Genomic DNA, 15,728 nt, shown 5'->3' with positions numbered 1-15,728 from the left:
GTCTTTTCGTCCTGACAATCGAATGTACGGTTCCCGGTGGCGCGGAAGAGCACTACGCTCCCGTCCGTGGCCAAGAATGATCCGGTGGACCTCCAGCTCAGTGTGGACCGTGCCAGCCCCGTCCCGCTCTACTTCCAGCTCGCCCAGCAGCTGGAGAGCGCCATCGAGCGCGGCAAGCTGGCGCCGGGGAGCCTGCTGGGGAACGAGATCGAACTGGCGGGCCGCCTCGGGCTGTCCCGTCCCACCGTCCGGCAGGCCATCCAGTCCCTGGTCGACAAGGGGCTGTTGGTGCGCCGCCGCGGTATCGGCACACAGGTCGTACACAGCCAGGTCAAGCGGCCCATGGAGCTGAGCAGCCTCTACGACGACCTGGAGGCGGCGGGCCAGCGCCCGGCCACCAGGGTGCTGCGGCAGGTCGTGGAGGAGGCGACGGCCGAGGTCGCCGCGGCGCTGGCGGTGCCGGAGGGCACCGAGGTGCTGCTGGTTGAGCGGCTGCGGCTGGCCCACGGCGAGCCGATGGCCCATATGCGCAACCATCTGCCGGCCGACCTGCTCGCCCCGAAGCAGCGCGAGCTGGAGACCACGGGGCTCTACCGGCTGATGCGCGGGGCCGGGGTGACGCTGCACTCCGCCCGGCAGACCGTCGGCGCGCGGGTCGCGGACGCGGCCGAGGCCGAACTGCTGGGCGAGGTCGAGGGCGCGCCGCTGCTCACCATGCAGCGCACGACGTACGACGACACGGGGCGGGCCGTCGAGTACGGCTCGCATCTCTACCGCGCTTCCCGCTACTCGTTCGACTTCCAGCTTCTGGTGCGTCCTTGAGAGGTGTCCTGATGAGAGAGCCTGGCGACGGTCCCGCGGACAGACCGGTTGACGGTCACCCACCGCGTCGTCACATATCCGGGGCAGGTCGGGCGGGAGCGGACCCGTCGGACGGTTTCCGGCCACTGTGGCGGATACTTGGGCGAAGGTCCAGGGCGATTCCCGACGGCGACCGTATCCGTATCCGTACCGAGCGAGCAGAACAGGTGGCCAGCGTGCACAGGTCCCGGCGAAGGTCCCGTACGTCCCGCAGGTCCATACGCGCGGCCGGGGCCGCGGTGGCGGCGGCGATCGTCGCGGTGGGTGCGCTCGCCGGATGCAGCAGCACCGGCGGCAAGCGGGCCGAGGAGGCGCGCGAGAACGCGGCCTCCGGCAAGGCCAACGTCACCACCCCGCGCTGGAAGATCGCCATGGTCACGCACTCCGGCGACGGCGACACCTACTGGGACATCGTGCAGAGCGGCGCCAAGCAGGCCGCCGCCAAGGACAACATCGAGTTCCTCTACTCGCACGACAAGGAAGCCGGCAAGCAGGCGCAGCTCGTCCAGACGGCGATCGACAAGAAGGTGGACGGCCTGATCGTCACCCTCGCCAAGCCGGACGCCATGAAGAGCGTCGTCAAGAAGGCCGTCAAGGCGGGCATTCCGGTCATCACCATCAACTCCGGCCAGGAGGTCTCGCAGGACTTCGGCGCCCTGACCCATATCGGCCAGGACGAGGTGCTGGCCGGTGAGGCCGTCGGCCGCGAGCTGAACAAGCGGGGCAAGAAGAAGGCCATCTGCCTCGTCCACGAGCAGGGCAACGTCGGCCACGAGCAGCGCTGCGACGGCATCGAGAAGACCTTCGACGGCAAGGTCAAGAACCTGTACGTGGACGGCACCAATATGCCCGGCGTGCAGTCGTCGGTGGAGGCCAAGCTCCAGTCCGACAAGAAGGTCGACGCCGTCGTCACGCTGGGCGCGCCGTTCGCGGCCACCGCCGCGCAGGCCAAGAAGAACGCCGGCAGCAAGGCTGAGATCGACACCTTCGACCTCAACGACAAGGTCGCGGCCGGGCTCAAGGACGGCACGATCGGCTTCTCCGTCGACCAGCAGCCGTATATGCAGGGCTATGAGGCCGTCGACCTGCTCTGGCTCTACCGCTACAACGCCGACATGCTCGGCGGCGGCAAGCCGGTGCTCACCGGCCCGCAGATCCTCACCAAGAAGGACGCCGGCAAACTGGAGGAGCTGACGAAGCGGGGGACCCGATGACCGTCACGACTCAGCCGGGCAACCAGGACAACCAGCCGGGCCGGGGCGGCGAGGACCGGTCCGCGGAGCCGCAGGACTCCGTCCCACAGCCGGAGAAGGTCGACGAGCGGCTGGTGCACAGGCCGCTCCCGGTGCGGCTGCTGCGGCGCCCCGAACTGGGCGCCGTGGTGGGCGCCATCGCGCTGTTCGTCTTCTTCGCGCTGGTCGCCGACAGCTTCCTGCGTCCCACCAGCCTCTCCACGGTCCTGTACTTCTCCTCCACCCTGGGGATCATGGCGGTGCCGGTGGCGCTGCTGATGATCGGTGGGGAGTTCGACCTGTCGACCGGTGTCATGGTGACGTCCTCGGCGCTGGCCTCCTCGATGTTCAGCTACCAGATGACGGCCAACACCTGGGTCGGCGTCGGGGTGTCGCTGCTGGTGACGCTGGCGATCGGCTTCTTCAACGGCTTCATGCTCACCCGTACGAAACTGCCCAGCTTCATCATCACGCTGGGCACCTTCCTGATGCTGACGGGCCTCAACCTCGGCCTCACCAAGCTGATCAGCGGCACCGTCACCACCAAGAGCATCAGTGACATGGAGGGCTTCGACTCGGCCAAGGCCGTCTTCGCCTCCACGCTCACCGTCGGGAGCGTCGACCTCCAGATCACCATCGTGTGGTGGCTGGCGCTGGTGGCCGTGGCGACCTGGATCCTGCTGCGCACCAATATCGGCAACTGGATCTTCGCGGTCGGCGGCGGGGTGGACGCGGCCCGCGCGGTCGGTGTCCCGGTCGCCCGTACGAAGATCGGGCTGTATCTGGGCGTCGCGTTCGCCGCCTGGATCTCCGGCCAGCACCTGCTGTTCAACTACGACACCGTCCAGTCCGGCGAGGGCGTCGGCAACGAACTGATCTACATCGCCGCGGCCGTCATCGGCGGCTGTCTGCTGACCGGCGGCTACGGCTCCGCCGTCGGCGCGGCCGTGGGCGCCCTCATCTTCGGCATGGCCAACAAGGGCATCATCTACGCGCAGTGGGACCCGGACTGGTTCAAGTTCTTCCTCGGCGCGATGCTGCTGCTCGCGACGCTGCTGAACGCATGGATACGGAAGCGGGCGGAGGCGACCCGATGAGCGGGACGAATACGGGGACGAGCGCCGGGACGAGCACCGAGCAGCCGGCGGACGCCGGGGCCCTCGTCGAGCTGAGCGACGTCAGCAAGTTCTACGGCAACATCCGCGCTCTGGAGGGCATCTCCCTCCAGGTGCGCCCCGGCGAGATCACTTGCGTGCTCGGTGACAACGGTGCGGGCAAGTCCACCCTCATCAAGATCATCTCGGGGCTGCACCAGCACGACGGCGGCACCTTCCGCATCCAGGGCGAGGAGACCCGCCTCGCCTCCCCACGCGAGGCGCTGGACCGCGGTATCGCCACCGTCTACCAGGACCTCGCCGTCGTGCCGCTGATGCCCGTGTGGCGGAACTTCTTCCTCGGCTCCGAGCCGACCGTGGGCCGCGGGCCGCTGCGCCGTCTCGACGTACAGCAGATGCGGCGCACCACGCACAGCGAGCTGCTGCGGATGGGGATCGACCTGCGCGACGTCGACCAGCCGATCGGCACGCTCTCGGGCGGTGAGCGGCAGTCCGTCGCCATCGCGCGCGCCGTGCACTTCGGGGCGAAGGTGCTGGTGCTGGACGAGCCGACGGCCGCGCTCGGCGTCAAGCAGAGCGGCGTCGTGCTCAAGTACGTCGCGGCCGCGCGGGACGCCGGGCTGGGTGTCGTACTGATCACCCACAACCCGCACCACGCCTATCTGGTCGGGGACCGGTTCGTGCTGCTCAAGCGGGGCGCGATGGCCGGGGCCTACGAGAAGTCCGAGCTGGAGCTGGAAGAGCTGGTGCGGCAGATGGCAGGCGGCTCGGAGCTGGACGAGCTCAGCCACGAGCTGGAGCGGGGCTGAGGGGCGGGTCGGCGGAGGGCGCAGAGGCGGCTGAGGGATGAGCGGGCAATGAGGGCCGACCCCCAGCGCCTGTGCGCCGGACGACGTACGGTTGATCCCTGGCAGAATCGGGCGCGCCCGTAGGACCCCTCCCAGAGAGACGACCACTCTTGAACGCGGACAGCTTTCAGCGAGCAGACCGGGTCCACCGACGGCGGACGGGCCCCAGCCCCAGCGTCCTGAGGGCCGTCAGCACCCGCGAGCGGCGCTCGCATCTGTCGGCTCCCCGCGTTCCCACGGTGGGCATCGACATCGGCGGCACCAAGGTCATGGCGGGTGTCGTCGATGCCGACGGAACGATTCTGGAGAAGGTCCGCGCCGAGACGCCGGAGAAGTCCAAGAGCCCGAAGGTGGTCGAGGACACCATCGCCGAGCTGGTCCTCGACCTGTCGGACCGGCACGACGTGCACGCCGTCGGCATCGGCGCGGCCGGCTGGATCGACGCGGACCGCTCCCGGGTGCTGTTCGCGCCGCACCTCGCCTGGCGTGACGAACCCCTCAAGGACGCGCTCACCGCCCGGCTGGCCGTCCCGGTGATGGTCGACAACGACGCGAACACCGCGGCCTGGGGCGAGTGGCGGTTCGGTGCGGGGCGCGGCGAGGACCACCTGGTGATGATCACGCTGGGCACCGGAATCGGCGGGGCCATCCTGGAGGACGGCCGGGTCAAGCGCGGCAAGTACGGGGTGGCGGGCGAGTTCGGCCATATGCAGGTGGTGCCCGGCGGTCACCGGTGCCCCTGCGGCAACAGAGGGTGCTGGGAGCAGTACAGCTCGGGGAACGCGCTGGTGCGGGAGGCCCGCGAGCTGGCCGCCGCCGAGTCACCCGTCGCCTACGGCATCATCGACCGCGTCGGCGGCCAGGTCGGCGACATCACGGGCCCGCTCATCACGGAGCTCGCCCGCTCCGGCGACGCCATGTGCACGGAGCTGTTCCACGAGGTCGGCTCCTGGCTGGGGGTCGGCCTGGCCAACCTCGCCGCGGCCCTCGACCCGTCCTGCTTCGTGATCGGCGGTGGGGTCAGCGCGGCCGACGAGCTGCTGATCGACCCCGCCAGAGAGGCGTTCCGGCGCCAGCTGACGGGGCGCGGCTACCGCCCCGAGGCCCGTATCGTGAAGGCACAGCTGGGCCCCGAGGCCGGTATGGTCGGTGCCGCGGACCTCGCCCGGCTGGTCGCCCGCCGCTTCCGGCGGGCCAACCGCCGCCGGCTGGAGCGCTACGAGCGCTACGAGCGGGCGGCGGACAATCTGCGCCGGGCCGTCGGCCAGTGACCAGGGCCGCGACGGCCGCCGTGACGACATCCACACACACCCTCTGAGATGCCCAGCGCCATGCCGCACACGGAAGACAGCCCCCGCCCCCACGAACCCGCCGGGCCCGGTGGCCCCTCCCGGCCGAAAGCCCAGGGAGAGCGCCCCCCGCACCGGCCGCGCCACCGCCTCGCCGTACTGGCGATCGTGGTGCTGCTCATCGCGCTGCCGAGCGGCTATCTGGTGCAGTCCGCGTTCCAGAGCCGTGCCAGCGGCAAGGACAAGGAGCGCGCCGCCGCAGCCACGAGCCTCACCTACGCCCGGCCCCCCAAGGCCAGCCAGCGGATCTACAACGTGCCGGTGCCGGTCTCCGCGACCCGGGTGGCCTTCTACGAGGCGAACGCGTGGCAGAAGAGCACGATGTGGGTGCAGTTCCGCACCAGCCCCGAGCGGCTCAAGGAATTCCTCGGCGACATCGGCACCCGTACCTCCGAGCTGGAGAAGGGCGAGGTCGCCATCAGCGGCAAACAGGCCCGCGAGGTCGGCTGGCGCTTCGACGAGCCCAGGAGCCACTACCGGAGCACCCGGATCGAGCAGCCCAAGAGCAAGCCCGACCTGTGGGTCACCGTGGACACGACGTACAAGAGCAGGCCCCGCGTCTACGTCGTCTCCACCACCGAGTTCTGAGTCCCACACGGTTTCTCCACACCGTCCGCACGACTGCACAAAGCCTGCACCGCGCGGGCGCCCCCGCGCGGTACGGCCCGCACACCGCTCGATAGCGTGAACGCGTGAGTAACGGCCGCCCCACCCCCTCCCTGTCCCGAACGCCTGCCCGAGGTGAAGCACGGTGACCCCCGCCCAGACGCTCCAGCACCGGACCGACGGACCCGACAACGCGCCCGTACTCGTGCTCGGCCCCGCCCTCGGTACCACCTGGCACATGTGGGACCGGCAGATCCCCGAGCTGACCCGCAACTGGCGGGTCCTCCGGTTCGACCTGCCGGGACACGGCGGCTCACCGGCCTACTCCGCCGACTCCGCTGACGCCTTCGCCGAGCGGCTGCTGGCCACCCTCGACCGGCTGGGCGTCGAACGGTTCGGCTACGTGGGCTGCTCCCTCGGCGGCGCCATCGGCATCCAGCTGGCCCTGCGTGCTCCGCAGCGCGTCACCTCGCTCGCGCTGATCTCCTCCTCGCCGCGGTTCGCCACCCCCGACAGCTGGCGGCAGCGCGGGGTCGTCATCCGTACCAACGGGCTCGACCCGATCGCCCGCACCACCCCCGAACGCTGGTTCACGCCCGGCTTCGCCGCCGCGCAGCCCGCCATCGTCGAATGGGCGGTGCAGATGGTCCGCACCACCGACCCCGGCTGCTACATCGCCGCCTGCGAGGCGCTGGCCTCCTTCGACGTACGGGAGTCGCTGGGCCGGATAGGGGTGGGCACCCTGGTCGTCGCCGGCGCCGAGGACGAGGTCACCCCGCCCGCCGAGGCCCGCGCACTGGTCGCCGGCATCCCGGACGCGCGGCTGGCCATCGTGCCCGGCGCCTCGCATCTGACGCCCGTCGAGCAGCCCGGCGCCGTCACCGATCTGCTCATCCGGCACTTCACCACCACCTGGCAGGAGTCGGCCGCCGGCCCCCCGGCCCCGGCCCCCGTGATCAGCCCCGTCCCGCAGCAGGCCTCCGCCGTCGCCGAACTGGAGTCCGGCGAGGGGGCCGCGCTGCGCACCGACGCCTACGAAGCGGGCATGAAGGTGCGCCGCGAAGTGCTCGGCGACGCGCACGTCGACCGCTCCCTGGAGGAGACCGACGACTTCACCGAGGACTTCCAGAACTTCATCACCCGGTACGCCTGGGGCGAGATGTGGACCCGCACCGGCATCGACCGGCGCACCCGCTCGGTGATCACGCTGACCGCGCTGGTGGCCGGCGGCCACTACGACGAGCTGACGTTCCATGTCCGGGCCGCGCTGCGCAACGGGCTGACCCCGGACGAGATCAAGGAAGTGCTGCTCCAGACCGCTGTCTACTGCGGGGTGCCCGCGGCCAACGCGGCCTTCGCCGTCGCCCAGCGCGTGATCCGGGAAGAGACCACTCCGGAGGACCGCAAGCAGGCCGAAGAGGAGAATGAGCCTCATGGGAACTGACGCGAACGACACCCCGCTGAAGCTCACCAAGAAGGGGCACTCCTGCGTCCGCCTGGAGAAGGGCGGCCGCACCCTCGTCATCGACCCCGGCGGCTTCAGCGAGCCGGAGGCCGCGCTGGGCGCGGACGTGCTGCTGGTCACCCACGAGCACCCCGACCACTTCGACGAGCTGCGGCTGCGCGCCGCCATGGAGGCCAACCCCGAGGCCCGGATCTGGACGCTGCGCAGCGTCGCCGAACAGATCTCCGGGGCCTTCCCCGGCCGCGTCCACACCGTCGGGCACGGTGACACCTTCGAGGCGGCGGGCTTCGAGATCGAGGTGCACGGCGAGCTGCACGCGGTCATCCACCCCGACATCCCGCGCATCACCAACATCGGCTTCGTCGTCGACGGACTGGTCTTCCACCCGGGCGACGCCCTCACCATCCCCGAGCGCCCGGTCAAGACGCTGCTGCTGCCGATGCACGCCCCGTGGAACAAGTTCTCCGAGGTCCTCGACTATGTGCGCGCCGTCAGCCCGGCGCAGGTCTACGACATCCACGACGGGCTCCTCAACGACAACGGCCTCGCCGTGCTGAACCGGATGCTGGGCCAGGCCGGTCCCGGAACGGGTGGCGCGGCGCACAACCACCTCCAGCCGGGGGAGCGTGTCGGACTGGCGCGGTAGCCTGCATGCTCCCGGGGGACGACCCCCGTGACCCCCGACGGAGTCTGCATGCGTATTGCCACCTGGAACGTCAACTCGATAACAGCCCGGCTGCCCCGCCTGACACAGTGGCTGGAATCCGCCCAGCCCGACGTGCTCTGCTTGCAGGAGCTGAAGGTGTCCGACGACGCCTTCCCGCAGCAGGAGCTGCGTGCGCTCGGGTACGAGTCGGTCGTCAGCGCGCAGGGCCGCTGGAACGGTGTCGCCGTCCTCTCCCGCGTGGGCATCGAGGACCCTGCCCTCAGCCTGCCGGGCGCGCCCGCCTGGGAGGGCGTCATCGAGGCCCGCGCGGCGGCCGCCACCTGCGGCGGGGTCCGGGTGTGGTCGCTGTATGTGCCCAACGGGCGTGAGGTGGGCCACCCGCACTACGAGTACAAGCTGGAGTGGCTGGCGGCGCTGCGGGACGCCGCGGAGAAGTTCTCCACCGCGGCGATGCCGTTCGCCGCGCTCGGCGACTTCAACATCGCGCCGACCGACCGTGACGTCCACGACATCGCGGAGTTCGCGGGCTCCACCCATGTGACCTCCCGCGAACGGGAGGCGCTGGCCGCGCTGGAGGCCGCCGGGGTGTCGGACGTCTACCCCCGCCCGCTGAAGTACGACGTGCCGTTCACCTACTGGGACTACCGGCAGCTGTGCTTCCCCAAGAACCGGGGCATGCGGATCGATCTCGTCTACGGAAACGAGGCGTTCACCACCGCGGTGTCGGACGCCTACGTCGACCGCGAGGCCCGCAAGGGCAAGGGCGCCTCCGACCACGCCCCGGTGGTCGTGGACCTGGAGCTCTGAGGAAGCCCTCCCGCCCACCTGTCCCTTCCCCAGGGGCAGGTGGGCGGGAGCGGCTCAGCCCGCGAGCTGCCGCAGCTCGATCGACTCGCCCAGGGCCCGCAATCCCGCGTCACCGGGGTGCAGATGGTCCCCTGAGTCGTACTTCGGCAGCATCCGCGCGGGGTGCGCCGGATCCCGCACGACCTTGTCGAAGTCCAGCACGGCGTCGAAGTGTCCGCCGTTCTCCCGTACGAAGGCGTTGATCTTCGTACGCTTCGCATCGACCTCGGCCGTGCAGTCGTGGTAGCCCTCGCACGGTGTGATCGTCGCCGCGAGGACCCGCATCCCGCGCTCCTCGGCCCGTGCGGAGATGGCCTTCATCCCGGCGATGACCGCCTCGGCCGAGGCGCCCCACCGCACATCGTTGATGCCCTCGAAGAGCACCACCGTCCGGGCGTTGGTCTGGGCGAGGACGTCCCGTTCGAGACGGTGCTGGGCGCTGACGCCCGCCGTATCGGTGCTGACGCCGTCGCCGGGGTAGCGGTCGGTGACGATGCGGTTGGCGGAGATGCCGTGGTTGAGGACTCCGAACCGCGGTACGTCGCTCTGCGCCAGCAGCCGGCCGGCCAGCACGTTGGGCCAGCGCCGGTTGGCGTCCGGGGTGGAGTGGTCGCCGTCCGTGATGGAGTCACCGAGTGCGACGACGGAGCCGGGGCCGCCCTTGACGTCGACGCCGGTCAGGAACGGCCACGTCGTCAGGGAGCGGGTGAAGGCGGCACCGTCCGCCTCACCCGTGCGGTCACCACTGCCGCCCTCGCTCAGATACGAGCGCTGCTGCGACTTGCTGTGCACGGGCGCGGCCGGGACCGGGTCCGGCAGATGGATGCTGACCAGCAAATTGGTGTCGGAGGGCACATCGAAGCCGACCGGGTCGCTGACGGCCCGGGCCCCCGCGGGGATGCGGGTTCCGGCCTGCCCCCCGTCGAAGGTCAGCGGCGTCGGGCGCCGGTGCGCCGCTGCGCCGTCCTTCTGCACGGCGATGGAGGCGTGGCCGATCCGCACCGGAGTGCCGGCGAAGGTGTTCTCCAGCCGGATCCGGGCCCGCGGACCCCCGGCGGAGGTGTGCACGACGAGCCGCAGCGTCTGATCCCGCCACTGTCCGGTCCCGGTGTAGCCGCCGGTGCTGGCGGACCAGCTGCCGGTCCAGCCGGTGGTCTCGGGACGTACGGCGATATCGAAGACGTGCAGGTCGGCGTCGGCGCCGGGGTCCCGCGGCAGCGTGACGGAGCTGACGTCGCGGCCGCGTTCGAGCGGCACGGTGACCGCGTACAGCCGCGCCTTCTCGGCCAACTGGTCGCCCTGCCGGGTGTTGAGGTGAGGGAGGGCGACGGCCTTGGTGGCGAGCGGGCCACCGCGCCAGTCGCCCGCGGTGAGGGTGTAGGTGCTGTGGGAGCCGTCCCGGTAGCGCACGGTGCCCGTGCCGCCGGCGGCGTCGCCGGGGCCGTGCGGTGAGGTGGCGGCGACCAGGAAGGAGAGGGCGTTGCCGCGCCCGCCGACCTGCACATGCTGTCCGTCGGCGACCACGTTGTCCGGCCGGCCCGGCGCCCGGTCGGGCCGGCGCAATGGTGCCGCGTCCAGGTCGAGCCGGGTTCCGGGGTCCCAGCCCGCGGCCTTGAGGTCCTGTGCGGAGAGGGAGCGGCCCGCGCCGTCGAAGTCGGCGGCGTCGGGCCTGGCGTCGTCGCTGACGGCGCGGTTGTCGTAGAGCCGTTCCAGGGGGAGCGCCCGCTCGGCGGGGGCGACCGACTGTGCTGTCTGCTGCGTACGGTCCTGCGCGGTGGCGGTCGCCGACAGTGTCGGTGCGACGGATACGGCGGCCACCAGGATGGTGAGGGATCTGATCCAGGTACGTCTGCGCACGTGATGCCCTCTCGATGGACTCCTACAGCGTTGTGTGCACCCCGGATTCCACCGAGGCGGGGTGAAGTTAGGGAGGCCCTGACGCGTCGTCAAGGTGTCCGGCAGCTCAAACCGGGCGGGCTCCTCGCACAGCGCGCCTATGGTGCCCAGGGGCGTGGGAATGCCACGCTGATGACATGGACTTCCCCTTTCTGGACAACTGGCGCAAGCCCCACCCGGATGCCGAAGGGGCGGCGGCCGCATCGACCGATCAGCTGTCGGACGATCCGGGGAGCGCGACGCAGCTCCTCTCCGAATGCGAGCTGCTGCGCGAGCACGCGCGGGCCGCCGGTGTCGAACTCGACGACTCCGTGGAGTCCTTGGCCGCGCTGGACCAACTGCTGCCGCACTGGCGCGAGGACCCCGAGGTCACTCCATGGCTCGGTACCGACGCAGGGCTGTATCTGGGAACCGTGATGGTGCGGGCCGTACCCGGGGCCCGGTGGGTGCTGTGGCCGGACAGACAGCCGGTGGTCCAGCTGCCGTCCGGGCGGGAGGTGGATGTGCTGGAGGAGGGCAGTGCCTGGGCCGAGACGGGCTCGCCTGAACTGTCCCAGGCGTACGCGGAGGTCAGCGAGGACTGACGGGAAGACGCCGCCCGTGCTCACCTTGCCGCGTGCCATCCGTTGCTGCGTGTCATCCCGGTAGTGACCCATTCGGCCCGATAGTTTCCACATCCTATGGAATCGCCGTCTGTGGAATCGCTGCCTACGGAACCGCTGATCGAGCTGCGCGGAGTCAACAAGCACTACGGCACGCTGCACGTCCTCAGGGACATCGACCTCACCGTGGGCCGCGGTGAGGTCGTCGTCGTCATCGGCCCCTCGGGCTCCGGCAAGTCGACGCTGTGCCGCACCATCAACCGGCTGGAGACGATCGGGTCCGGCACCATCACCCTGGCAGGGCAGCCCCTCCCGGCGGAGGGCCGGGAGCTGGCCAGGCTGCGCAGCGAAGTCGGCATGGTCTTCCAGTCCTTCAACCTCTTCGCGCACAAGACCGTGCTGGCCAATGTGGCGCTCGCGCCCATCAAGGTGCGCGGCAAGAAGAAGGAGGAGGCCCACGCGCGGGCCCAGGAGCTGCTGCGCAGGGTCGGTCTCGTCGAGCACGCGCAGAAGTACCCGGCGCAGCTCTCCGGCGGCCAGCAGCAGCGGGTGGCCATCGCGCGTGCCCTGGCCATGGACCCGCAGGCGCTGCTCTTCGACGAGCCGACCTCCGCGCTGGACCCGGAGATGATCAGCGAGGTGCTGGAGGTCATGCAGCAGCTCGCCCGGGAGGGCATGACGATGGTCGTCGTCACCCACGAGATGGGCTTCGCCCGCTCGGCGGCCAACCGTGTGGTGTTCATGGCCGACGGCCGGGTCGTCGAGGACCGCACCCCCGAGGAGTTCTTCACCGCGCCCCGCAGCGAGCGCGCCAAGGACTTCCTCTCCAAGATCCTCAAGCACTGAGAGGGGGCCCGGTCGTGCGTACGCCTGCTCCGTCGAGCCGTCCCACCTCATCGAACGGCACCGTCCCTTCGGGCATCAGGGCCCTGCTGGGCCGTGGCCTGGTCGCCGCGCTCCTGCTGGCCGGCACCGCGTGCGGGGCTTCCGGCAGCCCGCCCGCGCGCGGCCCGCAGCCGGGGAAGCTGCCGCACTACGCGGTCGACAAGGGCTTCTCCCTCCCCTCCTCGCCCACCTGGCAGAGCGCCCACCGGCGCGGAAAGCTGACCGTCGGCGTCAAGGAGGACCAGCCGGGCATGGGCGAGAAGAACCCGGCCACCGGCGAGTACACCGGGTTCGACGTGGAGATCGCCAAGATGATGGCCGCCTCGCTCGGCTTCGACCCGGACAAGCAGATCGTGTACAAGGCCATCGCCTCCGCCAACCGGGAAACCTCCCTGCAGAACGGCCAGATCGACTACTACGTCGGCACCTACACCATCAACCCTGGCCGCAAGAAGCTGGTCGGCTTCGCCGGGCCCTACTACATCGCCGGACAGCGGCTGCTGGTGCGCAAGGACGAGAAGCGGCTGAGGGGGCCGCAGGACATGGCGGGCAGAAAGATCTGCTCGGCCGTCGGATCGACCCCGCTCCAGCGCATCCAGGCGGACTACCCGCGCGCCGAGGCGGTCGCCTACGACAGCTACGCCATCTGCGTCGACAACCTCCTCAACCGCCAGGTCGACGCGGTCACCACGGACGACACCATCCTGCTGGGCTACGCGGCCAAGGACCCCGGACAGCTGAAGGTCGTCGGCAAGGCGTTCTCCGAGGAGCCGTACGGCATCGGCGTGCCCCGCGCGGACCGCGCCCTGGCCGAGGCGCTGGACGACGCGCTCACCGCACGCGAGAAGAACGGCGACTGGAAGCGGGCCTACGACGCCACCCTCGGCCTCTCCGGCCGCCCGGCCCCGAAGCCGCCCCGCGTCGACCCGGCGCTGACGCGCTGAACGAACTGCTGCCGAGCCGACGAGCCGCCGATTTTCCCGAGCTGCCGAGTTGCCGATTTGCCGAGCTGAGAGGAACGCGAACGGCTCCATGGACGTACTGACAGACAACTTCTCCCTCTACACGGAGGGCTTCTGGGGCACCGTACGGCTGACCGTCTACTCCTCCCTGCTGGCGCTCGCGGTGGGCGTGCTGATGGCGGGGTTCCGGGTGGCGCCGGTACGGGCCCTGCGCGTGGTGGGCAGCACATGGGTGACGGTGCTGCGCAACACCCCGCTGGTCCTGCTGTTCTTCGCGATGCTGCTGGGGTTGCCGCGCTTCGGGGTCGCGCTGCCGTTCGAACTTTTCGCGGTGCTGGCGCTGGGCTGCTACACCTCGGCGTTCATCTGCGAGGCGGTGCGCTCGGGCATCAACACCGTGCCGGTCGGCCAGGGGGAGGCCGCGCGCAGCCTGGGGATGACCTTCGGCCAGACGCTGGGCGCGGTGGTGCTGCCGCAGGCGTTCCGCAGCGTCATCGCGCCGATCGGCTCCACCCTGATCGCGCTCGCCAAGAACTCGGCGATCGCCGGCTCCTTCAGCGTCGTCGAACTGCTGAGCACCTACAAGACGCTCAGCGAGAAGGGCTACAGCGTGATCTGGGGCTTCGTATGGATCGCGCTGGGCTATCTGGTCCTGACGCTGGCGATCAGCGCCCTCTTCCACGCGATGGAGCGGCGCTGGGGGGTGGCCCGATGAGCCTCACAACCGTCAGCCCGAAGCGCTCGCCGCGTGCTCCGCAGGGTGCGTCATCGGCGCTCTACGACATCCCGGGACCCAAGGCGCGGGCCCGGCACCTGGCCTACGGAATCGCCGCGAGCCTCGCCCTGCTGGCGCTGGTGGCGTGGGTGATTCATCTCCTTGTCGACACCGGGCAGTTCTCGTACGTCAAATGGCGCCCGTTCGGCTACGTGGGCGTCCAGGAGCTGCTGCTGCGCGGCCTCGGCAACACCCTGAAGGCGTTCGCGCTCGCCGCCGTGCTGGCCCTGGCCCTGGGTGCGGTGCTGGCCGCCGGACGGCTGTCGGAGCACCGGCTGCTGCGGTGGGCCAGCACCCTGGTGGTCGAGTTCTTCCGGGCCATGCCCGTGCTGGTCATGATCTTCTTCGTCTTCGTCGCCCTGGAGGTCCAGCCGCTGCCCGCGCTGGTGACCGGGCTGACCCTCTACAACGGCTCCGTACTCGCCGAGGTCTTCCGCTCCGGCGTGCTCTCCGTCGACCGCGGCCAGCGGGAGGCCGCCTACGCGCTCGGCATGCGAAAGACCCAGGTCATGACGTATGTGCTGGTGCCGCAGGCGGTGCGGGCCATGCTGCCGACGATCATCAGCCAGCTCGTCGTCGCCCTCAAGGACACCTCGCTCGGCTTTCTGATCACCTATGAGGAGTTCCTGCACGCGGGGCGGCTGATCGCCATCAACATGGACTACACGATGCCGTTCATCCCCATCGTGATCGTCATCTCGGCGATCTATATCGGACTGTGCATGCTGCTGTCGTGGTTCGCCAACTGGGTCGCCCGGCGCGAGCGCCGCAACGTCAAGAACGAAGCCGTCTCCGTAGGCCCGGCCGAAGCAGCTCCGACCATGCCGGGCACCCGCATGTGAGAGCGCCGCGCTCACGCCGGGGTGGTCGTCGCCGCGCGGGTCACATCGGCGACGAGCTCCACCACATCGGGCCCGTACGCCTCCGAGTTGACGACCTTCAGCAGCAGGCAGAACTCCCCGTTCCGCCCGTACTGCCGGGCCAGCCGCACATGGTGCCGTACCAGGTAGCGGGTGGCGGCCTGGTTGGTGATGGACCGTTGCCCGCAGATCAGAAAGACCGGGCGCGCTTCGGCCCGGTCCTGGCCGCCGGTCAGCCGCGCCAGCAGCACATGCTCGACGGCCCCCTTCTCCGCCCGGTACCGCTCACCGCCGACGGTGAAGTCGACGGGGCGCTGCCCGTCCGCGATCACCGAGAACCCCGGCAGCAGCGAACCCAGATGCGCGGCCATCCGCCGGTTGGAGGCCGGCCCGCCCAGGCAGAACTCGGTGCGTTCGCCGAACCCCTGCCGCGCGGCGTCGTGCGCGACGACATCAGCCCTGGCTCCGCACTCCTTGATGAGCGCGGACAGTTCCAGCAGCGCGAACACATCGTTCGGGGCCACCGACCATTCGCTGATGCCGGGGTCCTTGGGGACCACCAGCAGGCACGAGGAGTTCTCCGGCATCCCGAAGAACCGCTGCCTGCGGCGGAGTTTGCGGCGCCACAAGGAGGTGCGGGCCAGCCAGCCCGCCGATGCCGTGATCGCGGCGGCGACCAGGCCGAGCACGATCTCCCGCAGGTTCTCGTCCATGCCGCCGCAGCGTAGGCCCTTGCGGGCGGCCCGGTCCGACCGGGTG

General features: G+C 70.4%; 16 protein-coding genes. 14 read left to right on the top strand and 2 right to left on the bottom strand.

Features of this window, described 5'->3' with window-relative positions; genetic code table 11:
* Positions 1–102 precede the first annotated feature (102 nt).
* The 9 genes from ACQEU8_RS07810 to ACQEU8_RS07770 all read left to right on the top strand — a co-directional run bounded on the left by ACQEU8_RS07810 (position 103) and on the right by ACQEU8_RS07770 (position 8,950).
* The gene (locus ACQEU8_RS07810; RefSeq protein WP_433102223.1) at positions 103–822 is read left to right on the top strand and encodes a GntR family transcriptional regulator; all 720 of its coding nucleotides are present in this window, start codon (positions 103–105) and stop codon (positions 820–822) included.
* Positions 823–1,037: 215 nt separating this feature from the next.
* Positions 1,038–2,075 carry a sugar ABC transporter substrate-binding protein gene (locus tag ACQEU8_RS07805; protein ID WP_433098229.1) on the top strand — a complete coding sequence of 346 codons (1,038 nt, stop codon included), beginning with the start codon at positions 1,038–1,040 and terminating at the stop codon, positions 2,073–2,075.
* On the top strand, positions 2,072–3,190 hold the full coding sequence (locus tag ACQEU8_RS07800) for an ABC transporter permease (RefSeq protein WP_433098227.1): 1,119 nt from the start codon (positions 2,072–2,074) through the stop codon (positions 3,188–3,190). The genes ACQEU8_RS07805 and ACQEU8_RS07800 overlap by 4 nt, the downstream gene beginning before the upstream one ends.
* Positions 3,187–4,017: an ATP-binding cassette domain-containing protein gene (locus tag ACQEU8_RS07795; RefSeq protein ID WP_433098225.1), complete on the top strand. Its 831-nt coding sequence runs from the start codon at positions 3,187–3,189 to the stop codon at positions 4,015–4,017. Before ACQEU8_RS07800 ends, ACQEU8_RS07795 begins: the two co-directional genes overlap by 4 nt.
* 218 nt (positions 4,018–4,235) lie before the next feature.
* Positions 4,236–5,327 carry an ROK family glucokinase gene (locus ACQEU8_RS07790; protein ID WP_433102221.1) on the top strand — a complete coding sequence of 364 codons (1,092 nt, stop codon included), beginning with the start codon at positions 4,236–4,238 and terminating at the stop codon, positions 5,325–5,327.
* 60 nt (positions 5,328–5,387) lie between these two features.
* On the top strand, positions 5,388–5,993 hold the full coding sequence (locus ACQEU8_RS07785) for a hypothetical protein (protein ID WP_433098223.1): 606 nt from the start codon (positions 5,388–5,390) through the stop codon (positions 5,991–5,993).
* A 163-nt stretch (positions 5,994–6,156) separates the two neighbouring features.
* Positions 6,157–7,455 carry a 4-carboxymuconolactone decarboxylase gene (pcaC, locus tag ACQEU8_RS07780; protein ID WP_433098221.1) on the top strand — a complete coding sequence of 433 codons (1,299 nt, stop codon included), beginning with the start codon at positions 6,157–6,159 and terminating at the stop codon, positions 7,453–7,455.
* Positions 7,445–8,122 (top strand): MBL fold metallo-hydrolase, encoded by a 678-nt coding sequence (locus ACQEU8_RS07775; protein ID WP_433098219.1) that lies wholly within the window; start codon positions 7,445–7,447, stop codon positions 8,120–8,122. The genes pcaC and ACQEU8_RS07775 overlap by 11 nt, the downstream gene beginning before the upstream one ends.
* Positions 8,123–8,170: 48 nt before the next feature.
* Positions 8,171–8,950 carry an exodeoxyribonuclease III gene (locus tag ACQEU8_RS07770; RefSeq protein ID WP_433098217.1) on the top strand — a complete coding sequence of 260 codons (780 nt, stop codon included), beginning with the start codon at positions 8,171–8,173 and terminating at the stop codon, positions 8,948–8,950.
* Between the two features lie 54 nt (positions 8,951–9,004).
* Here the strand turns inward: ACQEU8_RS07770 and ACQEU8_RS07765 are convergent, their stop codons facing one another.
* Positions 9,005–10,846 (bottom strand): GDSL-type esterase/lipase family protein, encoded by a 1,842-nt coding sequence (locus tag ACQEU8_RS07765; RefSeq protein WP_433098215.1) that lies wholly within the window; start codon positions 10,844–10,846, stop codon positions 9,005–9,007.
* 176 nt (positions 10,847–11,022) lie between these two features.
* Between ACQEU8_RS07765 and ACQEU8_RS07760 the strand changes: the two genes are divergently transcribed.
* The 5 genes from ACQEU8_RS07760 (at position 11,023) to ACQEU8_RS07740 (ending at position 14,951) form a co-directional block, all read left to right on the top strand.
* Positions 11,023–11,469, top strand: a complete 447-nt coding sequence (locus ACQEU8_RS07760) for a DUF6278 family protein (protein ID WP_433098213.1) — start codon at positions 11,023–11,025, stop codon at positions 11,467–11,469.
* Positions 11,470–11,589: 120 nt separating this feature from the next.
* On the top strand, positions 11,590–12,333 hold the full coding sequence (locus tag ACQEU8_RS07755) for an amino acid ABC transporter ATP-binding protein (RefSeq protein WP_433102219.1): 744 nt from the start codon (positions 11,590–11,592) through the stop codon (positions 12,331–12,333).
* Between the two features lie 74 nt (positions 12,334–12,407).
* Positions 12,408–13,316: a glutamate ABC transporter substrate-binding protein gene (locus ACQEU8_RS07750; RefSeq protein WP_433102217.1), complete on the top strand. Its 909-nt coding sequence runs from the start codon at positions 12,408–12,410 to the stop codon at positions 13,314–13,316.
* An 88-nt stretch (positions 13,317–13,404) separates the two neighbouring features.
* Positions 13,405–14,049, top strand: coding sequence for an amino acid ABC transporter permease (locus ACQEU8_RS07745; RefSeq protein ID WP_433098211.1), 645 nt, complete (start codon positions 13,405–13,407; stop codon positions 14,047–14,049).
* Complete coding sequence (locus ACQEU8_RS07740; RefSeq protein ID WP_433098209.1) at positions 14,046–14,951, top strand: amino acid ABC transporter permease; 906 nt, start codon at positions 14,046–14,048, stop codon at positions 14,949–14,951. Before ACQEU8_RS07745 ends, ACQEU8_RS07740 begins: the two co-directional genes overlap by 4 nt.
* A gap of 11 nt (positions 14,952–14,962) precedes the next feature.
* Here the strand turns inward: ACQEU8_RS07740 and ACQEU8_RS07735 are convergent, their stop codons facing one another.
* Positions 14,963–15,682 carry a hypothetical protein gene (locus tag ACQEU8_RS07735; protein ID WP_433098207.1) on the bottom strand — a complete coding sequence of 240 codons (720 nt, stop codon included), beginning with the start codon at positions 15,680–15,682 and terminating at the stop codon, positions 14,963–14,965.
* Positions 15,683–15,728: the final 46 nt, after the last annotated feature.

It is taken from the genome of Streptomyces sp. CA-250714 (assembly GCF_050936705.1).
Lineage (GTDB): Bacteria > Actinomycetota > Actinomycetes > Streptomycetales > Streptomycetaceae > Streptomyces.
The sequence above is the reverse complement of the archived record's forward strand: the minus strand, read 5'-3'. Positions and strand labels throughout refer to the sequence as shown.